Origin of the sequence: Pseudomonas pseudonitroreducens (assembly GCF_021603645.1) — a bacterium.
GTDB lineage: Bacteria > Pseudomonadota > Gammaproteobacteria > Pseudomonadales > Pseudomonadaceae > Pseudomonas > Pseudomonas pseudonitroreducens.
This window is the reverse complement of sequence record NZ_BQHJ01000015.1, coordinates 162746-184131: the sequence shown is the minus strand read 5'-3', so window position 1 is coordinate 184131 and position 21386 is coordinate 162746. Positions and strand designations below refer to the sequence as shown.

Here is a 21386-nt window from a genome sequence, read left to right as displayed (position 1 = left end):
CCCCCCTACAGTGCCGCCGCCCCCAATCCAATGCAAAAAGGGGCATTTGCATACAAGGAGTAAGCATGAAGAAGTTCCTGAGCGCCGCTGCACTCGTCTCGGTCGCCGCCCTCGCCACCGGCTGCACCAGCTACAACGTCAGCCAGCCGATCGCCCCGATCGCCGGCGCCGTCAAGACCGACCTGAAGGCAGACGTTGCCGTCGGTGGCCCGATCAGCGGCCAGTCCCAGGTCAACATCCTGTTCGGCTTCATCAAGTTCGGCGGCGACAGCCAGTACGCCGACGGCGTGACCTACGGCGCCGAAAGCGGTTCGGGCATGAGCCTGGCGGCGTTCGATCCGGTTTCTTCGGTCAAGGCCGCTGCTGCCTACAAGGCCGTGAAGAGCTCGGGTTCCGACCTGATCGTCGCGCCGCGCTACGAAGTGAACGTGCAGGATTACTTCATCTTCAAGAAGGTCGACGTCAAGGTCACCGGCAACAAGGGCAGCATCAACAACATCCGTTGACGTTCGCCGGGCGGGGTGCAATGCCCCGCCTCCGGCTGGAGCGAACGCGACGACGGTGCTAGGGTCAGCCTTTTGCACCGCCCTGGAAGTCGTCATGCACCGGAACGCCCCGCTCGCCCTTGCCCTGCTCCCGTTTCTCGTCACCAGCTTCGCCCAGGCGGCCCCGCCGGACTTCGACGCAAAGGTGAACAAGCTCGCCCAGCAGGTCATGCGCGAACAGAACATCGCCGGCCTCGCCATCGGCGTCACCAACCACGGCGAGCAGCGCTTCTACAACTTCGGCGTGGCCTCGAAGCAGAGCAGGCAGCCGGTGAGCAGCGACACGCTGTTCGAGATCGGCTCGGTGAGCAAGACCTTCACCGCCACCCTCGCCGGCTTCGCCCAGGCCAGCGGTAAGCTCAAGCTGCAGGACAGCCCGACGCGTTACCTGAAGGAGCTACGCGGCAGCGCACTGGACAAGGTGACGCTGCTCCAGCTCGCCACCCACGTCAGCGGCGGCTTCCCGCTGCAGCTGCCCGACGAGGTGAAGACGCCCGCCCAGCTCACCGACTATTACAAGACCTGGCAGCCGCAGTACCCGGCCGATACCCAGCGCACCTACGCCAACCCCAGTGTCGGCCTGCTCGGCATCGCCACCGCCCGCGCCCTCGACGTGCCGTTCAAGACCGCCATGCAACGCAACGTCTTCGCGCCGCTGGGCCTGAGCAACACCCACATCGACGTGCCGGTGACGCGCCAGGCCATCTACGCCCAGGGCTACGACAAGGACGATGCGCCCGTGCGGGTGAACCCCGACCAGATCGCCGACGAGGCCTACGGGGTCAAATCCAGCAGCCGCGACCTGCTGCGCTTCGTGCAGATTCAGCTGGGCGAGGTGAAGCTCGGCGACAAGCTGCGGGCCGCGGTGGATGCCACGCGAACCGGCTACTACCAGGTTGGCCCGATGACCCAGGACCTGATCTGGGAACAGTACGCCTACCCGCCCAAGCTCGCCGAGCTGCAGCAATACAACGGTCCGTCGATGGTGCTGGAGAGCCAGCCGGTGAAGGCTCTGCGCAAGCCGCTGCCACCGCAGCAGGACGTCTGGGTGAACAAGACTGGCGCCACCGGCGGCTTCGGCGCCTACGTCGCCTTCGTCCCGGCGAAGCAGCGCGGCATCGTCATCCTCGCCAACCGCAACTACCCCAACGAGGTGCGGGTGAAGCTGGCCTGGGAGATTCTCTCGAAGCTGGATTGATGCGCTTGCTGTAGGAACCAACCTTGGCCGCGATGCCTCCCGGCAGCTCCGGCACCAATCGGTTCGCGAGCAAGCTCGCTCCTGCAGGCCAGCCCCAACGCTTGCGTTCGCGTGGGAGCGGACTCTTTCCGCGATGTCTCCCCGGCGGCTCCGGCGTCAAGGGGTTCGCGAGCAAGCTCGCTCCTACAGGCCTGCCCCAACGCTTGCGTTCGCGTGGAAGCGGGCTCCGTCCGCGATGTTTCCCCCAGCAGCCCCGGCGTCGAGGGGTTCGCGAGCGAGCTCGCTCCTGCAGGTCAGCCCCAACGCTTGCGTTCGCGTGGAAGCGGGCTCCGTCCGCGATGTTTCCCCCAGCAGCCCCGGCGTCAAGGGGTTCGCGAGCGAGCTCGCTCCTGCAGGGCATCCCCCGGGGCGCGCGGCTTGTATCGATGCCGGTGATGTTCTGAATCAAAATGCCGGTAATGATCCCTGGCGGCCGAGCCTGTAGCGTGGTGTCCTGACAGACTCCGCCACCAGAGGATCAGTGCCTTGCCCCGCCTCCCACTGCAACGCGCGCCCATCGGCGACTACGACCACTCCGCGCAATCGCGCGGAGGCCGCTTCCACAACCTCACCCCGCGCCCGGCCGACATGCCCGAGCCCAGCGCGAGAGTGCTCTGGGATGTGCTCTTCAACAAGCCGAAGAACACCGTGCCGCGCGCGCCGGTGCCCGTGCGCGCGCTGACGCCGGACGAGCTGGACGCAGCGCCTGACCGCAGCCTGTATCGCCTCGGCCACTCCACCCTGCTGCTCAAGTTGCGCGGCGGCTGGTGGCTGACCGACCCGGTGTTTTCCGAACGCGCCTCGCCCTTCAGCTTCGCCGGGCCCAAGCGCTTCCACGCACCGCCGATCGCCCTGCGCGACCTGCCGCCGATCCGTGGCGTGATCCTGTCCCACGATCATTACGACCACCTCGACCGCGCCACCATCGCCGTGCTCGCCGAGCGCGCGCAGGTCTTCCTCACCCCGCTGGGCGTGGGCGACCGCCTGCTCGACTGGGGCGTAGCGGCGGAAAAGATCCGCCAACTGGACTGGTGGCAGAGCACCACGGTGGACGGCCTGTGCCTGACCGCCACCCCGGCGCAGCACTTCTCCGGCCGTGGTGTACGCGACGGCAACCGCACTCTGTGGTGCTCCTGGGTGATCGAAGACGACAGCCTGCGCATCTTCTTCAGCGGCGACACCGGCTACTTCGACGGCTTCGCCGAAATCGGCCGACGCTTCGGCCACTTCGACCTGACGCTGATGGAAACCGGCGCCTACAACGAACACTGGCCGTACGTGCACATGCACCCGCAACAGACCGTGCAGGCACACCAGGACCTCAACGGCCGCTGGCTGCTACCGATCCACAACGGCACCTTCGACCTGGCCATGCACGCCTGGTACGAACCCTTCGAACGCGTACTGGAAATCGCCGGCGAGCGTGGGCTCAGCGTCACCACGCCAATGATGGGCGAGCGCATCGCTATCGAAGCGCCACATAGCGCTGAACGCTGGTGGCGCGGCGTGGTGGCCGAGGAAGCCCGCACACCGGCACCGCGCTGCGGTTGCCGTGCCGCCCGCGAGAGCTGAGCCCCGGCCTTTGCAGGATGGCGTGGAGCGAAGCGATACCCATCAATGAGTTGCACCAACAGCATGGGTTCGCTCCGCTCCACCCATCCTACGATCGACGTTCCGATACCGCGTGGCGCGGCTCCTGTAGGAGCGAGCCCTCTCCTAGGCACGGGATAAAGCCTGCATGTGTAGGAGCGAGCTTGCTCGCGAACCGCCTTGGCAGCGGAATTCAGCCAGAGTTGCACCAGCAGCATAGGTATCGCTCCGCTCCACCCATCCTACGATCGACGTTCCGATACCGCGTGGCGCGGTTCTTGTAGGAGAGAGCCCTCTCCTAGGCACGGGATAAAGCCTGCATTTGTAGGAACAAGCTTGCTCGCGAACAACCTTGGCAACGGAGTTCTGCCAGTTCGCGAGCAAGGACTAGGCGTCCCCCTCGGTCCTACAAAGAGCCTTGGGTGCTCGCTTGCTCAATCCGTTGAAACCACAGTCGCCTGATGCCAATCGCGGACCGAATCCGCTCCTACAGGCGCCTCTTGGTGCTTGGCAATGCCCTCACCCTAACCCTGGCTGCGCGCCCCGCTCCTGAGGTAGAGGGGACGGATCGGTGCAGGATGAAACTTCGGCGTCAGCGGGCACGGACGGCCCCCTCTCCCTAAGGGAGAGGGCTGGGGTGAGGGGAATGCATCGGCGCGGGCTTCCCGAAAAAGACAGTTGTTCCTACTCACGGGATAAAGCCTGCATGTGTAGGAGCGAGCTTGCTCGCGAACCGCCTTGGTAGCGGAGTTCAGCCAGTTCGCGAGCAAGGATTAGGCGTCCCCCTCGGTCCTACGAAAAGCCATGGGTGCTCGCATACTCAATCGCTGGCCAGTTCGAACAGCTGCCAGCGCACCGAGCTGACGCCCTTCTCCAGGCTGATGCGGCTGACCATTCGTTCCAGCTGGCTGGCGGCGCCGTGGCCGCCGAGCAGCTCGGCGCGCACTTCCAGTTTCGCCGGGTTGGGCTGATCCTCGCTGTGCAGCGACTGCAGGCGCAGTTCGCTGCTGTCCAGGCTGTGCAGCATCAGGCTGCGTACCTGTATCTCGTCTTCGGCGCGGCAGATGATGGCGACGCCATAGCGCTGCTCCGCCTCGCTGGCCGGCAGCACGTCCTGATGGTTCAGGCGCTGGGCGATGTCGCGCAGCAGGATGTTGGCGCAGAGCACCACCACGCTGCCCAGCGTGGCCTCCAGCAGCAACCCCATGCTGCACAGCACGCCGATGGCAGCAGTGCACCACAGCGTGGCAGCGGTGTTCAGGCCACGCACGTTCAGGCCATCGCGCATGATCACTCCACCGCCGAGAAAGCCGATGCCGGACACCACATAAGCGGCGATGCGCGGGGCGTCCGCCGAGAGCCCCGGCATGGCCTGGGTCATCAGCACGAACAGGCACGCGCCGGTGCTCACCAGCGCATTGGTACGCAGGCCGGTCAGGCGCTGGCGCAGCTGGCGTTCGGCGCCGATCAGGGCGCCCAGGATGAGTGCCGCGGCGACCCGCAGCAGGAAGATTTTCCAATCCATGTTCCACCTCGTTTGCGGCGCGAAGCCGCTCCATGCGCCGGGCGATGCCGGCGCGCATTCGGGTGGTGGATTGCGCGGGTGCGAAGGGCCGGTTGGCCCCGCAGGGGAATGGTGAGACGTCATCCCGCGACGGGATGCGTCTCGCCACTGTCCGCAACGCAGCGAGACAGTGGCAGGGTTCTGCCGGACGGCTCGCTGTTCAGACCTGTCGCAATCGACCAGGGCAAGTGTCCAAGGCAGGACTCCTCTGTTGATTCAAAAAAAAGCGACCGGGCCCGGTGTGAGCACTGCCCGGGACAGCCCCGGCCGCGAGTCATCATCATCGCCGAGCAGCCTTAAGGTTTCCTTAGTGCCCCGCCAATCCTTGGCATTGACCGGACCCGCGCCCTACCATGCGCCCCTGCCCCGATCAGGAACACCGCATGTCGTCCACCACCGTCACCCGCGAGCACTGGATCAGCAGCGAGAAAGGCCAGCTGTTCGCCCAGGACTGGACACCCGCCGAGAACACCGGCGAGCCGATCCTGCTGCTGCATGATTCGCTGGGCTGTGTGACCCTGTGGCGCGACTTCCCGCAACAGCTCGCGCGCGCGACCGGCCGCCAGGTGATCGCCTACGACCGCCTCGGCTTCGGCCGTTCCGATCAGTATCCCGGGGCCCTGCCCCTGGACTTCATCGACGAGGAGGCACGCACGGTCTTCCCTCTGCTGCAGCAGCACTTCGGCTTCGAGCGCTGCGTGGTGTTCGGCCACAGCGTCGGCGGCGCCATGGCCGTGGCCTGCGTGGCACAGCATCCGCAGGCCTGCGCGGCGCTGATCAGCGAATCGGCCCAGGCCTTCGTCGAGCACCGTACCCGCGACGGCATCCGCGCCGCAGAACAGGAATTCGCCCGCGAGGGGCAGTTGCAGCGTCTGCAGAAGTACCACGGCGACAAGGCCTTCTGGGTGCTGCGCGCCTGGGTCGACACCTGGCTCTGCGATGACTTCAGCGACTGGAACCTGGACGCCGAACTGGCCCAGGTGAAGTGTCCGATCCTGAGTTTGCACGGTGAGCAGGACGAGTACGGCTCAGCCGCGCATCCGCAGCGTTTCACCTCGGTTCCTGGCGTACCGACCATGCTCAGGCTGCTGGCCGATTGCGGGCATGTTCCGCACCGCGAACAGCAACCTGCGGTGCTCCAGGCGGTGGCCGAGTTCTTCCAGCGCTATCTGCCCCAGGCCCCGTCACCAGCGGCATGCAGGTAATACCGTCCGGCTGAAAAATTGAATCCGGGCTCGTGCAGGACAGTCACAACGACCAGGCGCCGTCGCTTCGCTTTCTTTTCCCAGGGAGCAGCCTCAAGGGCGCCGTCGCGCGGGTACCGGAAGGGCCCTGCGCAACGGCCGGACTGGTTTTGTCGCGCAGGTAGATTCGATCATGTGCCGCCTTCATTTGCTTCCGCTGTTATTGCTCGCGCTCTGGGCACCCTCTTCCATCGCCGCCGAGCTGGGCACATCCACCGATGAGAAAGCCCAGGCCGCCGTGACCAAAGGCGAAGTCCTGGAACAACAGGTCGCCCACCCCGCTACCGCGGTAACCACCGCAGCCCCCATCACCAAGGCCGAAGTGAAAGCCGTCGACCCCGCCGGCAAGGCGCCGCTGGACGACGCCGTGGTCTGCCTGTCGCGGACCATCTACTGGGAAGCCAAGGGTGGCGGCCGCGCCGATATGGAGGCGGTGGCCAACGTGGTGCTCAACCGTATCGGCCACAGCGGCTTCCCCGACACCGTGTGCGGTGTGGTCAAGCAGGGCCAGGAGCAGAAGCATTGCCAGTTTTCCTGGTGGTGCGACGGGCGCTCCGACCAGGTGGAAGAGAAGAACCGTTACGACATCGCCAAGGAAATCGCCCGCAAGGCGCTGAACAAGCAGCTCAGCGACCGCACTCGCGGCGCCATGTACTTCCATGACCGCCACGTATCGCCGAGCTGGGCCAAGGAGTACATCCGCACCGCCGAGACCGATGAATTCGTTTTCTACAAGCCGCGCGGCGGTGAAGCGCGCTGAGACGACGCTAGTTGGCGGCGCTGGTGCCGTCGCGCTGGGCGTCCATCCAGCGCAGCAGCGCTTCGCCGAACTCCGGCGGGGCCTTGCGCCCGACGCGGCGCGCGAGGTCGAGCACGGTGTGCTGGGCCAGGGCTTCTTCCATGCGCTTCTGTGCGGTGAGCATGACCGCGTGGATCGAGCAGGTGCCGCAGGTCGCCCACTCTGGCGGCGAACCCTCGAACACTGCGCAGCGACCACGGATATCGCGGCACTCGAAGATCTGCTTGTCGCCGTCGATGGCCTGGACGATATCCAGCACGGTGATTTCGTCCGCCGGTCGCGCCAGGCGGAAACCGCCGCGCACGCCTTCGGTAGCCGCCACCAGGCCGGCCTTGGCCAGCTTGGTGAAGACCTTGGCGAGCAGCTCCTGGGGCACCCCCTGCAACTCCGCCAGCGCGCGTACGCTGGAGTCACGGCTGTCGCCCTTTTCGTCCGTCAGGAAGAGCAGGCAGTGAATGCCGTACTCCACCCCTGCGCTGTATAACGCCATCACAAACTCCGACTAGATCAGTCGCATTATTCTCATACCACACCGGGCGTCCGGCAAGCACTTAAGCATGCATTCGGACGAGCTGTCACCCGCCAGGCGCGGCCCCTAGGGTTTCCCAATGTTCTGCACATAAATAGAAGCAGCACCGTTTGCCCGCCTCAACTGTGACGAACGGTCGGAGTTTCAAGCAGAAATCGGTTGCACCACTTAACTACGACAAATATAGTCGTAGTTATCCGAGGCGAGCCGGGAAGCGAACCGCTCCGATATCAGGCACTCGGGAACCCTGCAACCTGGATTCATCCTTTTCGTCGGAGACACCATGAAACAACGCATCCTGATCGTCGGTACCGGTTTCGCGGGTATGTGGAGCGCCCTGAGCGCCACGCGTCTGCTCGACCTGCACCAGCGCGGCGACGTCGAAGTCGCGGTGCTCGCGCCCCAGGCCGAACTGCGCATCCGCCCGCGCTTCTACGAGCCGAACGTGCACCAGATGGCGGCACCGCTGGGCGAACTGTTCGGCGCCGTGGGCGTGACCTTCATCCAGGGCAGCGTCGAGCAGATCGACGTCGACGGCCGCCAGCTGGATTACCGCAATGCCGGTGGCGACATCGCTACCCTGGGCTTTGACCGCCTGATCCTCGCCAGCGGCAGCAAGGTCGCCCGTCCTGCCCTGCCGGGTATCGAGCACGCCTTTGACGTGGACGACATCGACCAGGCCGTACGTCTGGAGCAGCACATCCGCTCGCTGCACCAGCTGCCGGAATCCGCAGCGCGCAACACCGTGATCGTCGCCGGCGGCGGCTTCACCGGCATCGAGACCGCCGCTGAAATGCCGGCGCGCCTGCGTGAAGTACTGGGCGCAGACGCCAAGGTGCGGGTCATCGTGGTCGATCGCGGCAGCGAGATCGGTGGCGCCCTGGGCGTCACTTCTCAGTCCGTGGTGGCCGAAGCCTCGACCGAACTGGGCCTGGAATGGCGCCTGAAGGCCTCGGTGGAGTCCATCGACGAGAACGGCGTGACCCTCTCCAGCGGCGAGCGCATCGAGGCGAAGACAGTGATCTGGACCGCCGGCGTGCGCGCCAGCTCGCTGACCGAACAGGTTGCCGGCGAGCGCGACCGCCAGGGCCGCCTGCACGTCGACCGCAATCTCCAGGTGATCGGCCAGGACGCCGTGTTCGCCACCGGCGACGTCGCCTACGCCGCCGTGGACGATGCCGGCAACTACGCGCTGATGACCTGCCAGCACGCCATCGCCCTCGGCCGCTCGGCCGGCAACAACGCCGCCGCCGACCTGCTGGGTGTGGCACCCATTCCCTACAGCCAGCCCAAGTACGTGACCTGCCTGGATCTGGGAGCCTGGGGCGCGCTGTTCACCGAAGGCTGGGATCGCCAGGTGCGCTTCCAGCGCGAGGAAGGCAAGAAGATCAAGACCGAAATCAACACCGTGTGGATCTACCCGCCGGCCGCCGACCGCGCCACCGCGCTGGCCGCCGCCGACCCGATGATCCCGGTCGTGGCCTGATGTGTTGAACAAGGCCCCGGTTGGCGCAAGCCTTCCGGGGCTTTTTTACGCACGGCCCCTGCCCGTCACTCCTTGCGCTTGCGGTGCCTATCCTCAGGGATAGGGTCAGGTCGTGCCGGTCGCTACCACGACTTCCGCCCGCACCGAACGGCTCCCTCTCCCCCTGGGAGAGGGGCAGATCGTGCCGGCTGATACCACGGCCCCCGCTTGCACCGAACAGCTCCCTCTCCCCCTGGGAGAGGGCTGGGGTGAGGGGTTCCGCTGGCACAGGCTCGCCGGGAGATGCCAGTGGTCCCTACGGATGCCGCACGATGCGCGACAGGCAAAGTGCTTCGACCATTCGCGCCAACGTCTCGATTACCTCCTCGCGCCCGAGCAGCGGCTGCCCCTCGCTCAGGTAGCGCGCGCTGGTGTACTGCACGGAATTGATCGCCACGAAGAGCACCGCCGGCAGGTTGTCGATGCGGTAGTCGTCGAAGTGGCGCATCAGGTATTGCCGGCATACCTCCATCATCTGCTGCTCCAGGGCGCGGAACACCGGCGCGGAGTTGAGCCGGTGCCAGTGCCGCAGCAGCTCGCGCTGTGCCGCATCGCCATCCACCTGCTGGAAGATCCCCTCCAGCACCGCACGGGTCACACTGCCGATGTCCGCGCCCAGTAGCGGCGCCACGCGCTCGTGCACCACTTTCATCAGGGTGCCGGCACGCTGCATCAGCAATGCCTCAACCAGCATCTCCTTGTTGGCGAAGTACTGGTAAAGCGAGCCGACGCTGACCCCGGCGCGCCGCGCAACGTGGTTGGTGGTCAGGCCGTCGAGGCCGTGCTCGCCGATTTCCAGCGCCGCTGCCTCGACCAGCACCGCCACCATCTCGCTGGCGCGCTGCTGCTTGGGTTGTTTCCTCATGCCTCTCTCCTGGTGCGAGCCGGACGCGAGTTGAATGCGAGCAAATACTCGCAATAGCGTAATTCGAGCAATCCGCCCGGCAACCAAACCAAGGTATGAATCGATGAGCGCAACCATCCTGCCCACTCGCCACGGCGCCGACCTACAGCGCGCCCGGCGCACTGCCGCGCCGGTCAGGCGCTTCCTCAAGGGCCCGAGCGAGCCGGATGCCGCGACCTGGCAGGCCATCGGCGAGTCCCTCACGGTGGGCGATGGGCCCATGGATGCGCTGGTCGAATGGATGGACGAAGCCGGCCTCGGCAGCACCATGCGCCTGTACGAACAGGCGTTGCAGCAAGGTATTGGCGCCCTTCCCGAGGCGCCCCGGGCGCTGCGGGATTTCTTTGCCCAGGTCGATGCGCTGCCCGCCTGGGTCGATCCCCAGCGCCTGGAGGAAGGAGCCCGTGCCTGCGGCCTGTCCGGGCTGACCGGCATGCGCGTGCTGCGCGATCTCGGCCTCCTGGCGGGCTACCAGGCGTCCGCGATCAATCGCACCCTGGTGCTGACCGGCGCACTGGAGAAAGGCCCGCAGCGACGTATTGCCGAAACCACCAAGTGGTGGATCGACTGCACTCGTCCCGGCGGTATGGCGCGCGGCGCAGCGGGTTATCGCAGCACCCTGCACGTGCGCCTGGTGCATGCCCTGGTGCGCCGGCAGGTATCCCGGCGCGCGGAGTGGGACTCCGGCCATTACGGCCTGCCGGTGAACCAGGGCGACATGCAGGCGACCTACCTGGCCTTCTCGGCGATCTTCCTGATCGGCCAGCGCATGCTCGGCATCGCCCTGAGCCGGCGCGAGCGCGAAGCCATCGTCCACCTCTGGCGCTATATCGCCTGGCTGATGGGTGTCGAGGAGCGCTGGTTATGCGCCAGCGAAAACGACGCGATCCGCGCCCTTTACCACAACCTGCTGTCCCAGGCGCCGCCCGATGACAGCAGCCGCATCCTCGGCTCGGCGCTGGTGGACGAACCGCTGCAACGTCACTACGCCAACTTCGCCTGGCTGCGCGGGCGCCTGAACCGCGCCATCCACCTGAGTATCGCCGCCACCTTCATCGACGCCCACGGCCGTCGGGCGCTGGGCCTGCCCAGTGGCAGCCTGCCCTGGTACCCGCTGCTGAGCGCGCCGCCACGCCTGCTCTTCCACGGCCTGCTGCGCGCGCTGCCCGGCGGCCGGGCGTGGCTGGTGCGCCGGGGCCTGCAAAGCCAGGAAGACTACTTGCGCACCCTGTTTGGCGGCGCCGATCCGCGCCTGGTCTCGCCGGTTCAGATGGCCACCAGGGATGCCCACCGCTGAGACTCAGGGCGGCGTCGCGGAGGAAAAAAAACGGCACTCTCAGGGCTCTTGCGCGATCCATTGACGGGAGAGCCTGCGAGGAGCCGTCATGAGCACACCGCCGGAGTTGCTGGAGCTACCGCCTGACCTGCATTACGTCGACGACAGCCTGCCGGGTATCAGCCGGCGCCGCCTGCGCGGGCGCTTCGCCTATTTCGACCCGGGCGGCGAGCGCATCCGCGTGGAAGCGGAGATCGAACGCATCGACCGCCTGGCGATTCCGCCGGCGTACATCGATGTGTGGATCTGCATCGACCCGCTGGGCCACCTGCAGGCCACCGGGCGCGACGGGCGTGGGCGCAAGCAGTACCGCTACCACCCGCGCTGGACCGAGGTGCGCGATGGCGCCAAGTACGAGCGCCTGCTGCGCTTCGGGCAGAGCCTGCCGAACCTGCGCCGGCGCATCGAGCGGGACCTGGCATTGCCGGGGCTGGGCGCCGAGAAGGTCATGGCGACCGTGGTCGAACTACTCGACCGCACGCTGATCCGCATCGGCAACCAGCGCTACCGCAAGGAGAACCGCTCCTTCGGCCTCACCACCCTGAACAACCGTCACGTCGAGGTCCAGGGCGGGCGAATCCGCTTCGCCTTTCGCGGCAAGAGCGGCATCCGCCACAGCGTGGACATCGAGCATCCGCGCCTGGCGCGAATCCTCCGGCGCTGCCTGGAGCTGCCTGGCCAGCAACTCTTCCAGTACCTGGACGCTGATCGCCAACGCCACATGATCGACTCCCGCGACATCAATGCCTACCTGCGCCAGCACGCCGGCGAAGAGTTCACCGCCAAGGACTACCGTACCTGGGCCGGCACCACCCTGGCCCTGGAACACTGCCGCAAGGCCCGCTGGGTGGATGAGAAGAGCGCCAGCCGCCAGCTCAAGGAGATCATCCAGCAGGTAGCCGACGAACTGGGCAACACCCCGGCGATCTGCCGCAAGTGCTACGTGCATCCGCGGGTGATCGAGGCCTTCCTTGCCGGCGAACTGGCCGGCCTGCGCAAGGCGCGCAAGCGCCAGAACCTCAGCGCCGAGGAAGCCACCCTGCTGGCGTTCCTGGCGAATCCGCCGGCATGAGATGCCCAGCAGGGCCACCCGCGACGACAACGACAGCAAGATTGTTCAAGCCAGGCGGTGCCGTTCTCTGCCACGCTGACGGCACTTATCGGCCTGCAAGAAATGTTCATGTCCCAACACCAGTTGCCTTCACGCGCCTTCCTCAGGGGCGCCATCGACATCATGCCGCTGTCACTCGCGGTCCTGCCCTGGGGCCTGCTCGCCGGTTCCCTGGCGATCGACGCCGGTCTCTCGCCGCTGCACGGCCAGGGCCTGTCCGCGATTGTCTTCGCCGGCGCCGCGCAACTGGTGGCGATCGGCATGCTCAAGGGCGGCGCCGGGTTCTTCTCGATCATGATCACCACCCTGCTGCTGACCTCGCAGCACCTGCTCTACGGGATGACCATGCGCCCGGTGATTTCTCCGCTGCCGGGACGCTGGCGCGCGGGGCTGGGTTTCCTGCTCACCGACGAGTTGTTCGCCCTCACCAGCGGCCACGACCGCGAGACCTTCAATCGCTGGTATGCCCTGGGCGTGGGCCTGACGTTCTATATCGCCTGGAACCTCTTCACCCTCGCCGGCGTGCTGGTGGGCAGCAGCATTCCGGGTCTTGAGCACCTGGGCCTGGACTTCTCCATCGCCGCGACCTTCATCGCCCTGATCACCCCCGTGGTGAAGAACGTGCCCACCGTGGTCTGCGTCGCCGTCTCGCTGTTCTGCTCGGTGCTCTTCAGCTATTGGCAACTGGGCTCGGCCCTGGTGCTCTCCGGCCTGGCGGGCATGTTCGCCGGCTTCCTCTGGCAGAAACTCTCGGGAGTACGCGCATGATGGTCTGGGCAGTGATCCTGGGCATGGGCCTGATCGTCTTCTTCAACCGCTACGTATTCCTCGAACCACGCCTGCCGATCCGCCTGAGCAGCAACGTGCGGCAATTCCTCGGCTTCGCCGTACCGGGAATGCTCACTGCGATCTGCGGGCCCATCGTGTTCCTTCCCGAGCACCAGCTGAACCTGCGCCTGGACAATCCCTACCTGCTCGGCGGCGTGGTGGCCGTGGCGCTGGTGCTGTGGACGCGCAACGTGCTGCTCAGCGTGATCCTCAGCATGGGCGCCTTCTACCTGCTGCGCTGGTGGCTGTAGCGCGCCGTTTCCTTCAAATGAATGATGAGTGCCGACGGTGACGGAGCTAGGCTGAGTGGGGGCCACGCTTACCGGAGCAACTCGACATGACCGTCGTCAATGGTAAAGATCTGCGCGCCGTCCAGCCCGGCGAAGCCTTCGCCGAGGCGCAAGTCCTCTATGGCGAGGGCTTCAGCCTGCAGCCCAGGGAAGTGAAAGTCTTCAAGCCGACCGGTGCACCGGTGATTTTCTATGACGTGTTCAAGGACGGCGAGCAGGATCGCTCAGGCATCGCCAGCCTCGTGCTGGAACCCGATGCCAGCCGGGTCCGCGACGTTGGCCACGCCTGCGCCAATCTGGCCGAGAGCTGCCAGGACCCCGACCTGCTGGCACGTGTTGGCGAGCTGCTCATCGCCCATGGTTACGAGCAGGGCCTGCCCAGTGTGCGCATCGTGGTGCCGGCCGCCGACGCCCGCTCCGTTGCCGCCTGCGAAGCACAGAGCAACGCTTGCCGACGGCAGCAGGACACGTACGGTGGCCAGGCGTTCGCCTGCTTCGACTACCCGGCCGACGGCGACTGAGCGCGCCGTGAATCAGCCGGTCGGCGTCGCGGATAACCGGTAGTACGCCAGCACCAGTTGCACCAGCGCCTCCTCGATGCTCTCGCGCCGCCCCGGGGCCAGGGCGCCGGGGTCTTCCAGCAGCGCGCGCAGCACGCCTCCCACGGCATGGGCGAGAACGAAGACCTCGGCCTCGTCGAGCTTGCGCAGCTGCTGGTGGTGATCGACCAGGCCGTGGGTCACCAGGTGGCTCATGACGCTGCCACGCAAGGCTGGCAGCGGGCTGCCGCCGCCGCGCGTCATCAGGTAGTGCATCAGCGCCTTGTGCGCGCCGGTGCGTCCGCCGTAGGCGCTGACAGCCGCGTGGATCACCGCGCGGATACGCTCGCCCGGGGTCTCCGGCGGGCGCCCGGTGAGCGCGCCCATGATGCCGGCGGCCAACGCTGCCAGTTCGCGGCGGGCCAGCTCGTCGAGGATGCGTTCCTTGTTGGGGAAGTACTGGTAGAGCGAGCCGACGCTGACCCCGGCCAGTTCCGCCACATGGTTGGTGGTGAAACCCTCCAGGCCGTGGCGCTCGAGGATGCGCCGCGACGCCTCCAATATGAGCTCGACCTTCTCCAGCGCCCGCGCCTGCCGCGGCAGACGACGGCTATCTGGCTGATTTTCCGCTGTTTTTCGGTTCACCTGGGGCCACCGGGAAAGCGAGTACAGCAAGCGTCGCGTCCTACCTATCATGGCAGCCACATCGAGACCGGCAAGTCGAGCGGATGAACCGCAGCGGCCGGCGCAGGAGACCCCGCCATGAGCCACAAGAGCCACACCGCGCAACTGGACGACGATATCTGCGTGCACATCTTCGCCGCGTCCGGCGCCATGGTCGGCGTGTGCCTGACAGTAGTGGGCATCCTGCGCATCATCGTCGGCCAGCACCGCGTCGACCTGATCGGCCAGGACATGCTCGCGGTGAACACGGTGATCTACCTGGCGACCACCCTTACCGCCTATTTCGGCCTGCGCACCCGCAAGCTGCAGCGCAACCACCGCCTGGAGCGCATCGCCGACAGCCTGTTCCTGATCGGACTGAGCATCACCACCCTGACCACCGCATTCATCGCCTGCGCCATGTCCTGTTGCTGAAACGGCGATTGAATTCCGGCATCGCTATGTAGAAATATATACGCCGATTAGCCTGACGTTCAGAGGAAAGGGACATGAACACCGCCGTGTATGCCAAGGAAGCCGTTGGCGCGAATTACGCGCTGGAATCGATGCAGTACGCCCAGGCCCGCACCTGGGAAGCCGTGGACGCCATCGCCGCCGCGATCCGCCCCGGCATGACCGAGCTGGAAGCCGTCGCCATCGGCAAGCAGGTGCTCGCCGACCTGGGCATGGAGCGTATCTGGCATCCGCTGCTGATCCGTTTCGGCGCCAACACCCTGAAGACCTTCAAGCAGCGCTCCGAGGGCAACCCGGCGCTCGGTACGGACGACATCTTCTTCATCGACATGGGCGTGGTCTGGCGCGGCCATGAAGGCGATGCCGGCGCCACCTTCGTCACCGGCAACGATCCGCAGATGGTGGCCTGCGCAGCGGCAGCCAAGTCGCTGTTCGAGCGCGTCGCGGCACACTGGCGCGACACCGGCTGCAGCGGCGTCGCACTCTATGACTTCGCCCACCAGCAGGCCGAGGCCATGGGCTGGAAGCTCAACCTGGACATCAAGGGCCACCGCGTCAGCGACTTCCCCCACGCCATCTACCGCGCCGGCGATCTGGGCGACTACGCCGAACACCCCAATCGCGGCCTGTGGATCCTGGAGATCCAGCTCGCCCACCCGAGCAAAGCCTATGGCGCCTTCTACGAAGACCTGCTGGCCTGACACGGAGCACAAGCGATGAGCGATAGCGTACTGCTGTTCTCCTACGGCACCCTGCAGGACAAGGCCGTGCAACTGGCCAGCTTCGGCCGCGAACTTCGCGGGCATGCCGACGCCCTGGTGGGCTTTCGCCAAGAATGGCTGGAAATCACCGACCCCGCCGTGCTGGCCACCAGCGGCAAGACCCATCATCCGATCGTGCAGTACAGCGGCGTGGACACGGACCGGGTGCCCGGCACGGTGTTCGAGATCACCCCGCAGGAGCTGCTGGCGGCCGATACCTACGAGGTGTCCGACTACCAGCGGATCAATGCGCAGCTGCAGTCGGGGTTGCAGGCATGGGTCTACGTGAAGGCCTGAAACACTCGTTGTGGTGGTAATTCCATAGCGTTTCTTGACATTTTGGTCAGGATTTTTCTGAATCCAACATGGAGAGAAACGATGAAAGTCAGTGCACGCAATGTCTTCCAGGGCAAGGTTCGCGAAGTCCGCGCCGGTGCGGTCAACAGCGAAGTCGTGCTTGAACTGGCCGGCGGCGAAACCCTGGTGGCAGTGGTCACCGTGGAAAGCGTCAACAGCCTGAAGCTGGCTGCTGGCGCCGCAGCCGTCGCCCTGGTCAAGGCGCCCTGGGTCGTGCTGATGACCGAGGCCAGCGACATCCGCCTGTCGGCGCGCAACTGCCTGCCGGGCAAGGTCGTCAGCGTCACTGACGGCGCGGTCAACGCCGAAGTGGTGATCGAGCTGGCCGGCGGCACCCAGGTCTACTCCATCGTCACCCGCGATGCCGTCGAGGAGCTCGGCCTGGTGCCCGGCGCCGCCGCCACGGCGGTGATCAAGGCCTCCCACGTCATCCTCGGCGTACCGGCCTGACCCTCTGCAAGGGAGCGCCGCCCGGCGCTCCCTTGCGCGCGCACGATGCTCGACCGGCCTGCGCGTTGCGCCTCCTCCCGCCAGACGCCCCGCTGCGAAACAGAAAGTCATCAAAAGCGGTTTGGCGCGACGCCGAATCAGCCGTTAGGCTCGCCGGAAAGCAGCCGGAAACACCCGTCCCAGGCCACCAAAAAAGCAGTGTAACTGCTTGTTATATTTAACATTTAATTCACATTTCGGTTTCTAACTTGGCGCCTTCGACCTACCGGACAGGCCCCATGTGGAAGCTCATCCCGCTCGCTGCCGCCCTGGGCAGCACCAACCTCGCCTTCGCCGACGCGCAATGCACCCGCGCGGACCGATCCACCTGGCAACAGGAATCAATCTTCCGCTCGGCCATGAAGCAGCAGGGCTATCGCATCACCAAGTTCCGCGTGACACCGGGCAACTGTTACGAGATCTACGCCTTCAACCCGCAGAGCGATCGTGTCGAACTCTACTTCCACCCCGTCACCTTCGCCCTGGTGAAAGCCGAGCCGGTGCTGCGACGATGAACAGGCTGGCCCTCAGATCCGCAGGCGGCCTGCTGGTCGCCGCCGTCTTCGGCTTTGCCTGGTACCAGTCGCCCTCGTTCGACGTGGCCGATTTCGCTGCCAGCGCACCCGCCGGGGGCGCGGCGCCCGCCGAGTTGAGCCGACGCTTCGCCTCCTCGGACATGCGCGATTTCGTCCACTCCGCCTCCCTGACCGCCCTGCCCGACGGCGCGCTGATGGCGGCGTGGTTCGCCGGCACCCGCGAGGGTTCTGCCGATGTGCAGATTCGCGCCGCGCAATTCGATGCCGGCACCCGGCAATGGTCCAGCGAACGCGTGCTGGCCACGCGCATCGGCACCCAGCAGGCGGTACGCAAGCACATCCGCAAGCTCGGCAACCCGGTCATCGCCCTCTCGCCGGACAACCGCCTGTGGCTGTTCTACGTCTCCGTCTCGGTCGGTGGCTGGGCCGGCAGCGCGATCAATGCCATGCATTCGGACGACCTCGGCCTCACCTGGAGCAAGCCACGCCAACTGGTGACCACGCCCTTCCTCAATCTCAGCACGCTGGTGCGCGGCGCACCGGTGTTTCACCGCGACGGCTCCATCGGCCTGCCGGTCTATCACGAATTCATGGGCAAGTTCGCCGAGTACCTCTACCTCAGCCGCGACGGCGAGGTGCTGGACAAATTCCGCATCAGCAAGGGCAAGCATTCGCTGCAACCGACGGTGGTGGCGCAGGACGGCCGGCAGGCCATTGCCCTGCTGCGCTATGCCGGCGAGCAGCACCATCGCGTGCTGGCCAGCCGCACCACCGACGCCGGGCAGACCTGGAGCGAGCCGCAACCGGTGGAGCCGAGCAACCCCAATTCGTCGCTGGCTGCCGTTGGCCGCGCCAACGGCAACCTGCTGGTGGCGATGAATGACCTGGAGGACGGCCGTTTCCGTCTCACGCTCTACGAAACCGACGCGCAACTGCGCAACTGGCGGCTGGTCTCGCAGATCGACGAATCTCCCGACCCCTGGGGCGACCCGGTGCCGCCGCAAGTCTTCCGCGCGCTGATCGGCGCAACCTGGGACGAGGTCGATGCGCGGCAACAGCAGGCCCTGGAGCAGCACTTCCTCGCCAGCGTCAGCCAGCGCATGTGCGAATCCGGCCAGTGCCGCTTCGAGTACGAGTACCCCTACTTCGCCCGCGATGCCGCCGGTGCCTACCACCTGGTCTATTCGTGGAACGACACCTTCATCAAGCACGTCAGCTTCACCGACGCCTGGGTCGAGGGCAAACCATGACGTTCGGACTCTGGCAGGCGCACCTTGCGCTGGCGCTGTTGCTCTTCCTGCTTGTCGCGCCGTATGGCACCGCACGTCACTGGCAGGCGCTGAAACTGGCGGTGGCAGCCGCCCTGACCTGGCTTCCCGTGGATGGCATGCCGCTGGCCATCCTGGTGCGCAGCTTCACCCACGACCTGTCCAGCAGCCTGCTGGTGCTGCTGGCCGGCTTCAGCCTGGCGCACCTGGCCAGCGTACCGATCCGTGCCAGCCACCTGCGCGACGTGCTGCCGGCCTTCGCCGCGCTGGCGCTGGCGCTCTACCCGGCGTCCCTGGGCCTGAGCTATCTGGACCCGTTCCGCTGGGGCTACGAGCCGACCTGGCTGCTGGCGGCGATGGCCGTGCTGACCCTGCTCTTCCTGCTGCGCGGCAATGGCCTGGGGGCAGCAATGCTGCTGGTCGCGACGCTGATGTATGCCTTGCGCGGGGACGGCTCCGGCAACTACTGGAACTACCTGCTGGACCCGCTACTGGCGCTCTACGCCTGGGTCTACTGCCTCAGGCGGGCCGGCCTTGCGCTGCTGCGGCGCGCCCGCAGGCTGTTCGCCGGTGCGCGCACTGCGCAACGGCCCACGGATTTCGCCGAGATCGAACGATGAGTTGGATTCGCTCCAGACGCCTGCAATACCTCACCGGTGTCGCCGCCGTGCTGTTCTGCCTGTTCGCGCTGCTGCGCGGGGTCTTCCTGTTGGGCTTTTCCGGGCTGTCGTGGCAGGCCCTGGGAGAAAACCACAACATCCTGCGCACCCTCGGCATCGGTCTGCGCTTCGACCTGCGCCTGGCGCTGCTGATCGTCCTGCCGCTGATGCTGCTGGCCTGGCTGCCCCGGCTGAACCTGCTGCGCAGCCGCGCCGTGCGCTGCGTCGCCCGCGCCTACCTGGCGCTGGCCGTGGGCCTGGTGCTGCTGGTGCATATCCTCGACTTCGGCCACTACGCCTACCTCGGCGTACGCATCAATGCCACCGTGCTGCGCTTCATCGAGGACGCGCAGATCTCCACCGGCATGGTCTGGCAGACCTATCCGGTCATCTGGATCAGCCTTGGCTGGCTGGCCTGCCTGATGCTGACGCTCGCCGTGCTCTGGCAACTCGAACGCAGGACACTAAAGCGCCCTGGCACGCCGATCTCGCGTGGGGCGGTCGCCGCCGGTGCGGCGCTGGTCTCCACGCTGGTGTTCCTCGGCCTGCTCGGGCGGCTCGACAACCTCAACCTGGAGAACCCGGTGCCGCTGCGCTGGAGCGACGCCTTCTACAGCGGCGACGCGCAGATCGCCGCGCTCGGGCTGAACCCGGTGGTGTTCCTCTACGACACGCTGCGCGTCGACCCCGTCGCCTATGACGAGGCCGAAGCGCGCAAGCACTACCCGTTGATGGCGAGCTACCTCGGCATCGACAGCCCCGACCAGCAAGCCCTCGACTACCGCCGCCAGCAACCCGCGCAAGCTTCGGCGCTGGCCGGCGGACGCCAGCCGAACGTGATCTTCGTCATGCTGGAATCCCTCGGCACCAGCGCCGTCGGCGCCTACGGCAACCCGCTGAAGCCAACCCCGAACCTCGACCGCATCGCTCGCGAGGGCTGGTTCTTCCGACACTTCTACGTGCCGGTGACCGGCACCGCGAAAACCGTCTGGGCCAGCATCACCGGCGTGCCCGATGTGACCCGCGAACAGACCGCCACGCGCAACCCGCTGATCTCTCGCCAGCACAGCCTGATCAACGCCCTGGACGGCTACGAGAAGTTCTACATGATCGGCGGCAACGCCGGCTGGGCGAACATCAACGCGCTGATCCAGCGCAGCATCGATGGCGTGCGGCTGTACGAGGAGCGCCACTGGAAGGCACCGCTGGTGGACGTCTGGGGCATCTCCGACCTCGACTTCTTCAAGGAAGGCACGGCGATCCTGCGCCAGTTGCCGAGAGAGCAGCCGTTCTTCGCCTACCTGCAGACCTCCGGCAATCACCGGCCCTTTACCATCCCTCGTGACAACGACGGTTTCCGCGCGCTCGACCTGCCGCTGGAGCAGGTGCAGGCCGCAGGCTCGCGCAGCCTGGAGCAGTTCAACGCGGTGCGCCTGCTGGACTTCAACATCGGCAAGCTGCTGGAGATGGCCGAGCGCGATGGCTACCTCGACAATACGATCTTTGTGTTCTTCGGCGACCACAACACGCGCATCAGCCAGATTCCGCACATGGCGCCAGGCTTCGAACAGCTGGGGCTGGAGAGCAACAACGTGCCGCTGATGATCTACGCACCGGGCCTGCTGAAGCCCCGCGAGTTCAATGAAGCTGTAGGCTTGGCGGACCTGCTGCCCACTGTGCTCGGCCTGCTCGGCAAGCCCTACGTCAACGGCGGCATGGGCCGCGACCTGCAGCAACCCGCTCCGGAAGGCGAGCGCGTGGTGCCGCTGGTGCTGCGCGAAGGCACCTTCCCGCTCATCGGCGGCGTGACCCAGCGCTTCCTCCTGCAGATGCAGCACGATGGCAGCGCGCCAACCCTGCATGACATCTACTCGCCGACGCCAATGGACAACGTCGCGGGGCATCATCCGGAAGAATTCCAGCGCCTTGCCGCGCTGACCCGGGCGATGCACGAGACCTCGCGGGCGATGCTCTACCGCAACGTCCGCGAATGACCTGTTCACCCATGCAAAGGGGCCGCGCGATGCGGCCCCTTTTCTGTGCGGATCAACCATGCCGCGAAGGTCCTTGCAGGACAGCTCGCGACTCATTAGGCCGCTTGCATGGATTCGTTAGCCAGCCTTAATGATCGGTGTTTT

The 21386-nt window shown here is 66.2% G+C and carries 23 protein-coding genes; 19 read left to right on the top strand and 4 right to left on the bottom strand.

Going from position 1 to position 21386, the window contains the following annotated elements; genetic code table 11:
* The first annotated feature begins 65 nt into the window (after positions 1-65).
* The 3 genes from L6D89_RS29355 to L6D89_RS29345 all read left to right on the top strand — a co-directional run bounded on the left by L6D89_RS29355 (position 66) and on the right by L6D89_RS29345 (position 3354).
* Entirely contained in the window at positions 66-506 is a 441-nt protein-coding gene (locus L6D89_RS29355) for a hypothetical protein (protein ID WP_024763830.1), read from the top strand.
* Positions 507-600: 94 nt separating this feature from the next.
* Positions 601-1743 (top strand): class C beta-lactamase, encoded by a 1143-nt coding sequence (ampC, locus tag L6D89_RS29350; protein ID WP_236201987.1) that lies wholly within the window; start codon positions 601-603, stop codon positions 1741-1743.
* A gap of 525 nt (positions 1744-2268) precedes the next feature.
* Entirely contained in the window at positions 2269-3354 is a 1086-nt protein-coding gene (locus L6D89_RS29345) for an MBL fold metallo-hydrolase (RefSeq protein ID WP_236201986.1), read from the top strand.
* Between the two features lie 838 nt (positions 3355-4192).
* On the opposite strand, the gene L6D89_RS29340 is transcribed toward L6D89_RS29345, so the two are convergent.
* Complete coding sequence (locus L6D89_RS29340; protein WP_236175140.1) at positions 4193-4897, bottom strand: MgtC/SapB family protein; 705 nt, start codon at positions 4895-4897, stop codon at positions 4193-4195.
* A 422-nt stretch (positions 4898-5319) separates the two neighbouring features.
* On the opposite strand from L6D89_RS29340, the gene L6D89_RS29335 reads away from it, so the two are divergent.
* Both L6D89_RS29335 and L6D89_RS29330 read left to right on the top strand, forming a co-directional pair.
* Positions 5320-6141 carry an alpha/beta fold hydrolase gene (locus L6D89_RS29335; protein WP_236201985.1) on the top strand — a complete coding sequence of 274 codons (822 nt, stop codon included), beginning with the start codon at positions 5320-5322 and terminating at the stop codon, positions 6139-6141.
* A gap of 172 nt (positions 6142-6313) precedes the next feature.
* Positions 6314-6940: a cell wall hydrolase gene (locus L6D89_RS29330; RefSeq protein WP_236201984.1), complete on the top strand. Its 627-nt coding sequence runs from the start codon at positions 6314-6316 to the stop codon at positions 6938-6940.
* Between the two features lie 7 nt (positions 6941-6947).
* Here L6D89_RS29330 and L6D89_RS29325 read toward each other — a convergent pair whose 3' ends face one another.
* On the bottom strand, positions 6948-7469 hold the full coding sequence (locus L6D89_RS29325; RefSeq protein WP_236201983.1) for an RrF2 family transcriptional regulator: 522 nt from the start codon (positions 7467-7469) through the stop codon (positions 6948-6950).
* Positions 7470-7791: 322 nt separating this feature from the next.
* Between L6D89_RS29325 and L6D89_RS29320 the strand changes: the two genes are divergently transcribed.
* Positions 7792-8994 (top strand): NAD(P)/FAD-dependent oxidoreductase, encoded by a 1203-nt coding sequence (locus L6D89_RS29320; RefSeq protein WP_236201982.1) that lies wholly within the window; start codon positions 7792-7794, stop codon positions 8992-8994.
* 295 nt (positions 8995-9289) lie between these two features.
* Here the strand turns inward: L6D89_RS29320 and L6D89_RS29315 are convergent, their stop codons facing one another.
* Positions 9290-9898: a TetR/AcrR family transcriptional regulator gene (locus L6D89_RS29315; RefSeq protein WP_236201981.1), complete on the bottom strand. Its 609-nt coding sequence runs from the start codon at positions 9896-9898 to the stop codon at positions 9290-9292.
* 103 nt (positions 9899-10001) lie between these two features.
* Here L6D89_RS29315 and L6D89_RS29310 point away from each other — a divergent pair, with 103 nt between their 5' ends.
* The 5 genes from L6D89_RS29310 to L6D89_RS29290 all read left to right on the top strand — a co-directional run bounded on the left by L6D89_RS29310 (position 10002) and on the right by L6D89_RS29290 (position 14023).
* Entirely contained in the window at positions 10002-11234 is a 1233-nt protein-coding gene (locus tag L6D89_RS29310; protein ID WP_236201980.1) for an oxygenase MpaB family protein, read from the top strand.
* A gap of 88 nt (positions 11235-11322) precedes the next feature.
* Positions 11323-12345 carry a DNA topoisomerase IB gene (locus tag L6D89_RS29305; protein ID WP_236201979.1) on the top strand — a complete coding sequence of 341 codons (1023 nt, stop codon included), beginning with the start codon at positions 11323-11325 and terminating at the stop codon, positions 12343-12345.
* 108 nt (positions 12346-12453) lie between these two features.
* Positions 12454-13152: an AzlC family ABC transporter permease gene (locus tag L6D89_RS29300; RefSeq protein WP_236201978.1), complete on the top strand. Its 699-nt coding sequence runs from the start codon at positions 12454-12456 to the stop codon at positions 13150-13152.
* Positions 13149-13463 (top strand): AzlD domain-containing protein, encoded by a 315-nt coding sequence (locus L6D89_RS29295; protein ID WP_236175131.1) that lies wholly within the window; start codon positions 13149-13151, stop codon positions 13461-13463. Before L6D89_RS29300 ends, L6D89_RS29295 begins: the two co-directional genes overlap by 4 nt.
* 86 nt (positions 13464-13549) lie before the next feature.
* Entirely contained in the window at positions 13550-14023 is a 474-nt protein-coding gene (locus tag L6D89_RS29290; RefSeq protein ID WP_236175130.1) for a hypothetical protein, read from the top strand.
* 12 nt (positions 14024-14035) lie between these two features.
* On the opposite strand, the gene L6D89_RS29285 is transcribed toward L6D89_RS29290, so the two are convergent.
* Positions 14036-14686 carry a TetR/AcrR family transcriptional regulator gene (locus L6D89_RS29285; protein WP_236201977.1) on the bottom strand — a complete coding sequence of 217 codons (651 nt, stop codon included), beginning with the start codon at positions 14684-14686 and terminating at the stop codon, positions 14036-14038.
* A gap of 117 nt (positions 14687-14803) precedes the next feature.
* Between L6D89_RS29285 and L6D89_RS29280 the strand changes: the two genes are divergently transcribed.
* The 8 genes from L6D89_RS29280 to L6D89_RS29245 all read left to right on the top strand — a co-directional run bounded on the left by L6D89_RS29280 (position 14804) and on the right by L6D89_RS29245 (position 21242).
* A complete protein-coding gene (locus L6D89_RS29280; protein WP_236201976.1) occupies positions 14804-15139 on the top strand; it encodes a hypothetical protein in 336 nt (111 codons plus the stop codon).
* Between the two features lie 74 nt (positions 15140-15213).
* On the top strand, positions 15214-15879 hold the full coding sequence (locus L6D89_RS29275) for a M24 family metallopeptidase (RefSeq protein ID WP_236201975.1): 666 nt from the start codon (positions 15214-15216) through the stop codon (positions 15877-15879).
* Positions 15880-15894: 15 nt separating this feature from the next.
* Positions 15895-16236: a gamma-glutamylcyclotransferase family protein gene (locus L6D89_RS29270; RefSeq protein ID WP_236175126.1), complete on the top strand. Its 342-nt coding sequence runs from the start codon at positions 15895-15897 to the stop codon at positions 16234-16236.
* A gap of 81 nt (positions 16237-16317) precedes the next feature.
* Complete coding sequence (locus L6D89_RS29265) at positions 16318-16746, top strand: TOBE domain-containing protein (protein ID WP_236175125.1); 429 nt, start codon at positions 16318-16320, stop codon at positions 16744-16746.
* 278 nt (positions 16747-17024) lie between these two features.
* A complete protein-coding gene (locus L6D89_RS29260; protein WP_236175124.1) occupies positions 17025-17300 on the top strand; it encodes a PepSY domain-containing protein in 276 nt (91 codons plus the stop codon).
* Positions 17297-18571 (top strand): sialidase family protein, encoded by a 1275-nt coding sequence (locus tag L6D89_RS29255; protein ID WP_236201974.1) that lies wholly within the window; start codon positions 17297-17299, stop codon positions 18569-18571. Before L6D89_RS29260 ends, L6D89_RS29255 begins: the two co-directional genes overlap by 4 nt.
* Entirely contained in the window at positions 18568-19209 is a 642-nt protein-coding gene (locus tag L6D89_RS29250; RefSeq protein ID WP_236201973.1) for a hypothetical protein, read from the top strand. The genes L6D89_RS29255 and L6D89_RS29250 overlap by 4 nt, the downstream gene beginning before the upstream one ends.
* A complete protein-coding gene (locus L6D89_RS29245; protein WP_236201972.1) occupies positions 19206-21242 on the top strand; it encodes an LTA synthase family protein in 2037 nt (678 codons plus the stop codon). The genes L6D89_RS29250 and L6D89_RS29245 overlap by 4 nt, the downstream gene beginning before the upstream one ends.
* Positions 21243-21386 lie beyond the last annotated feature (144 nt).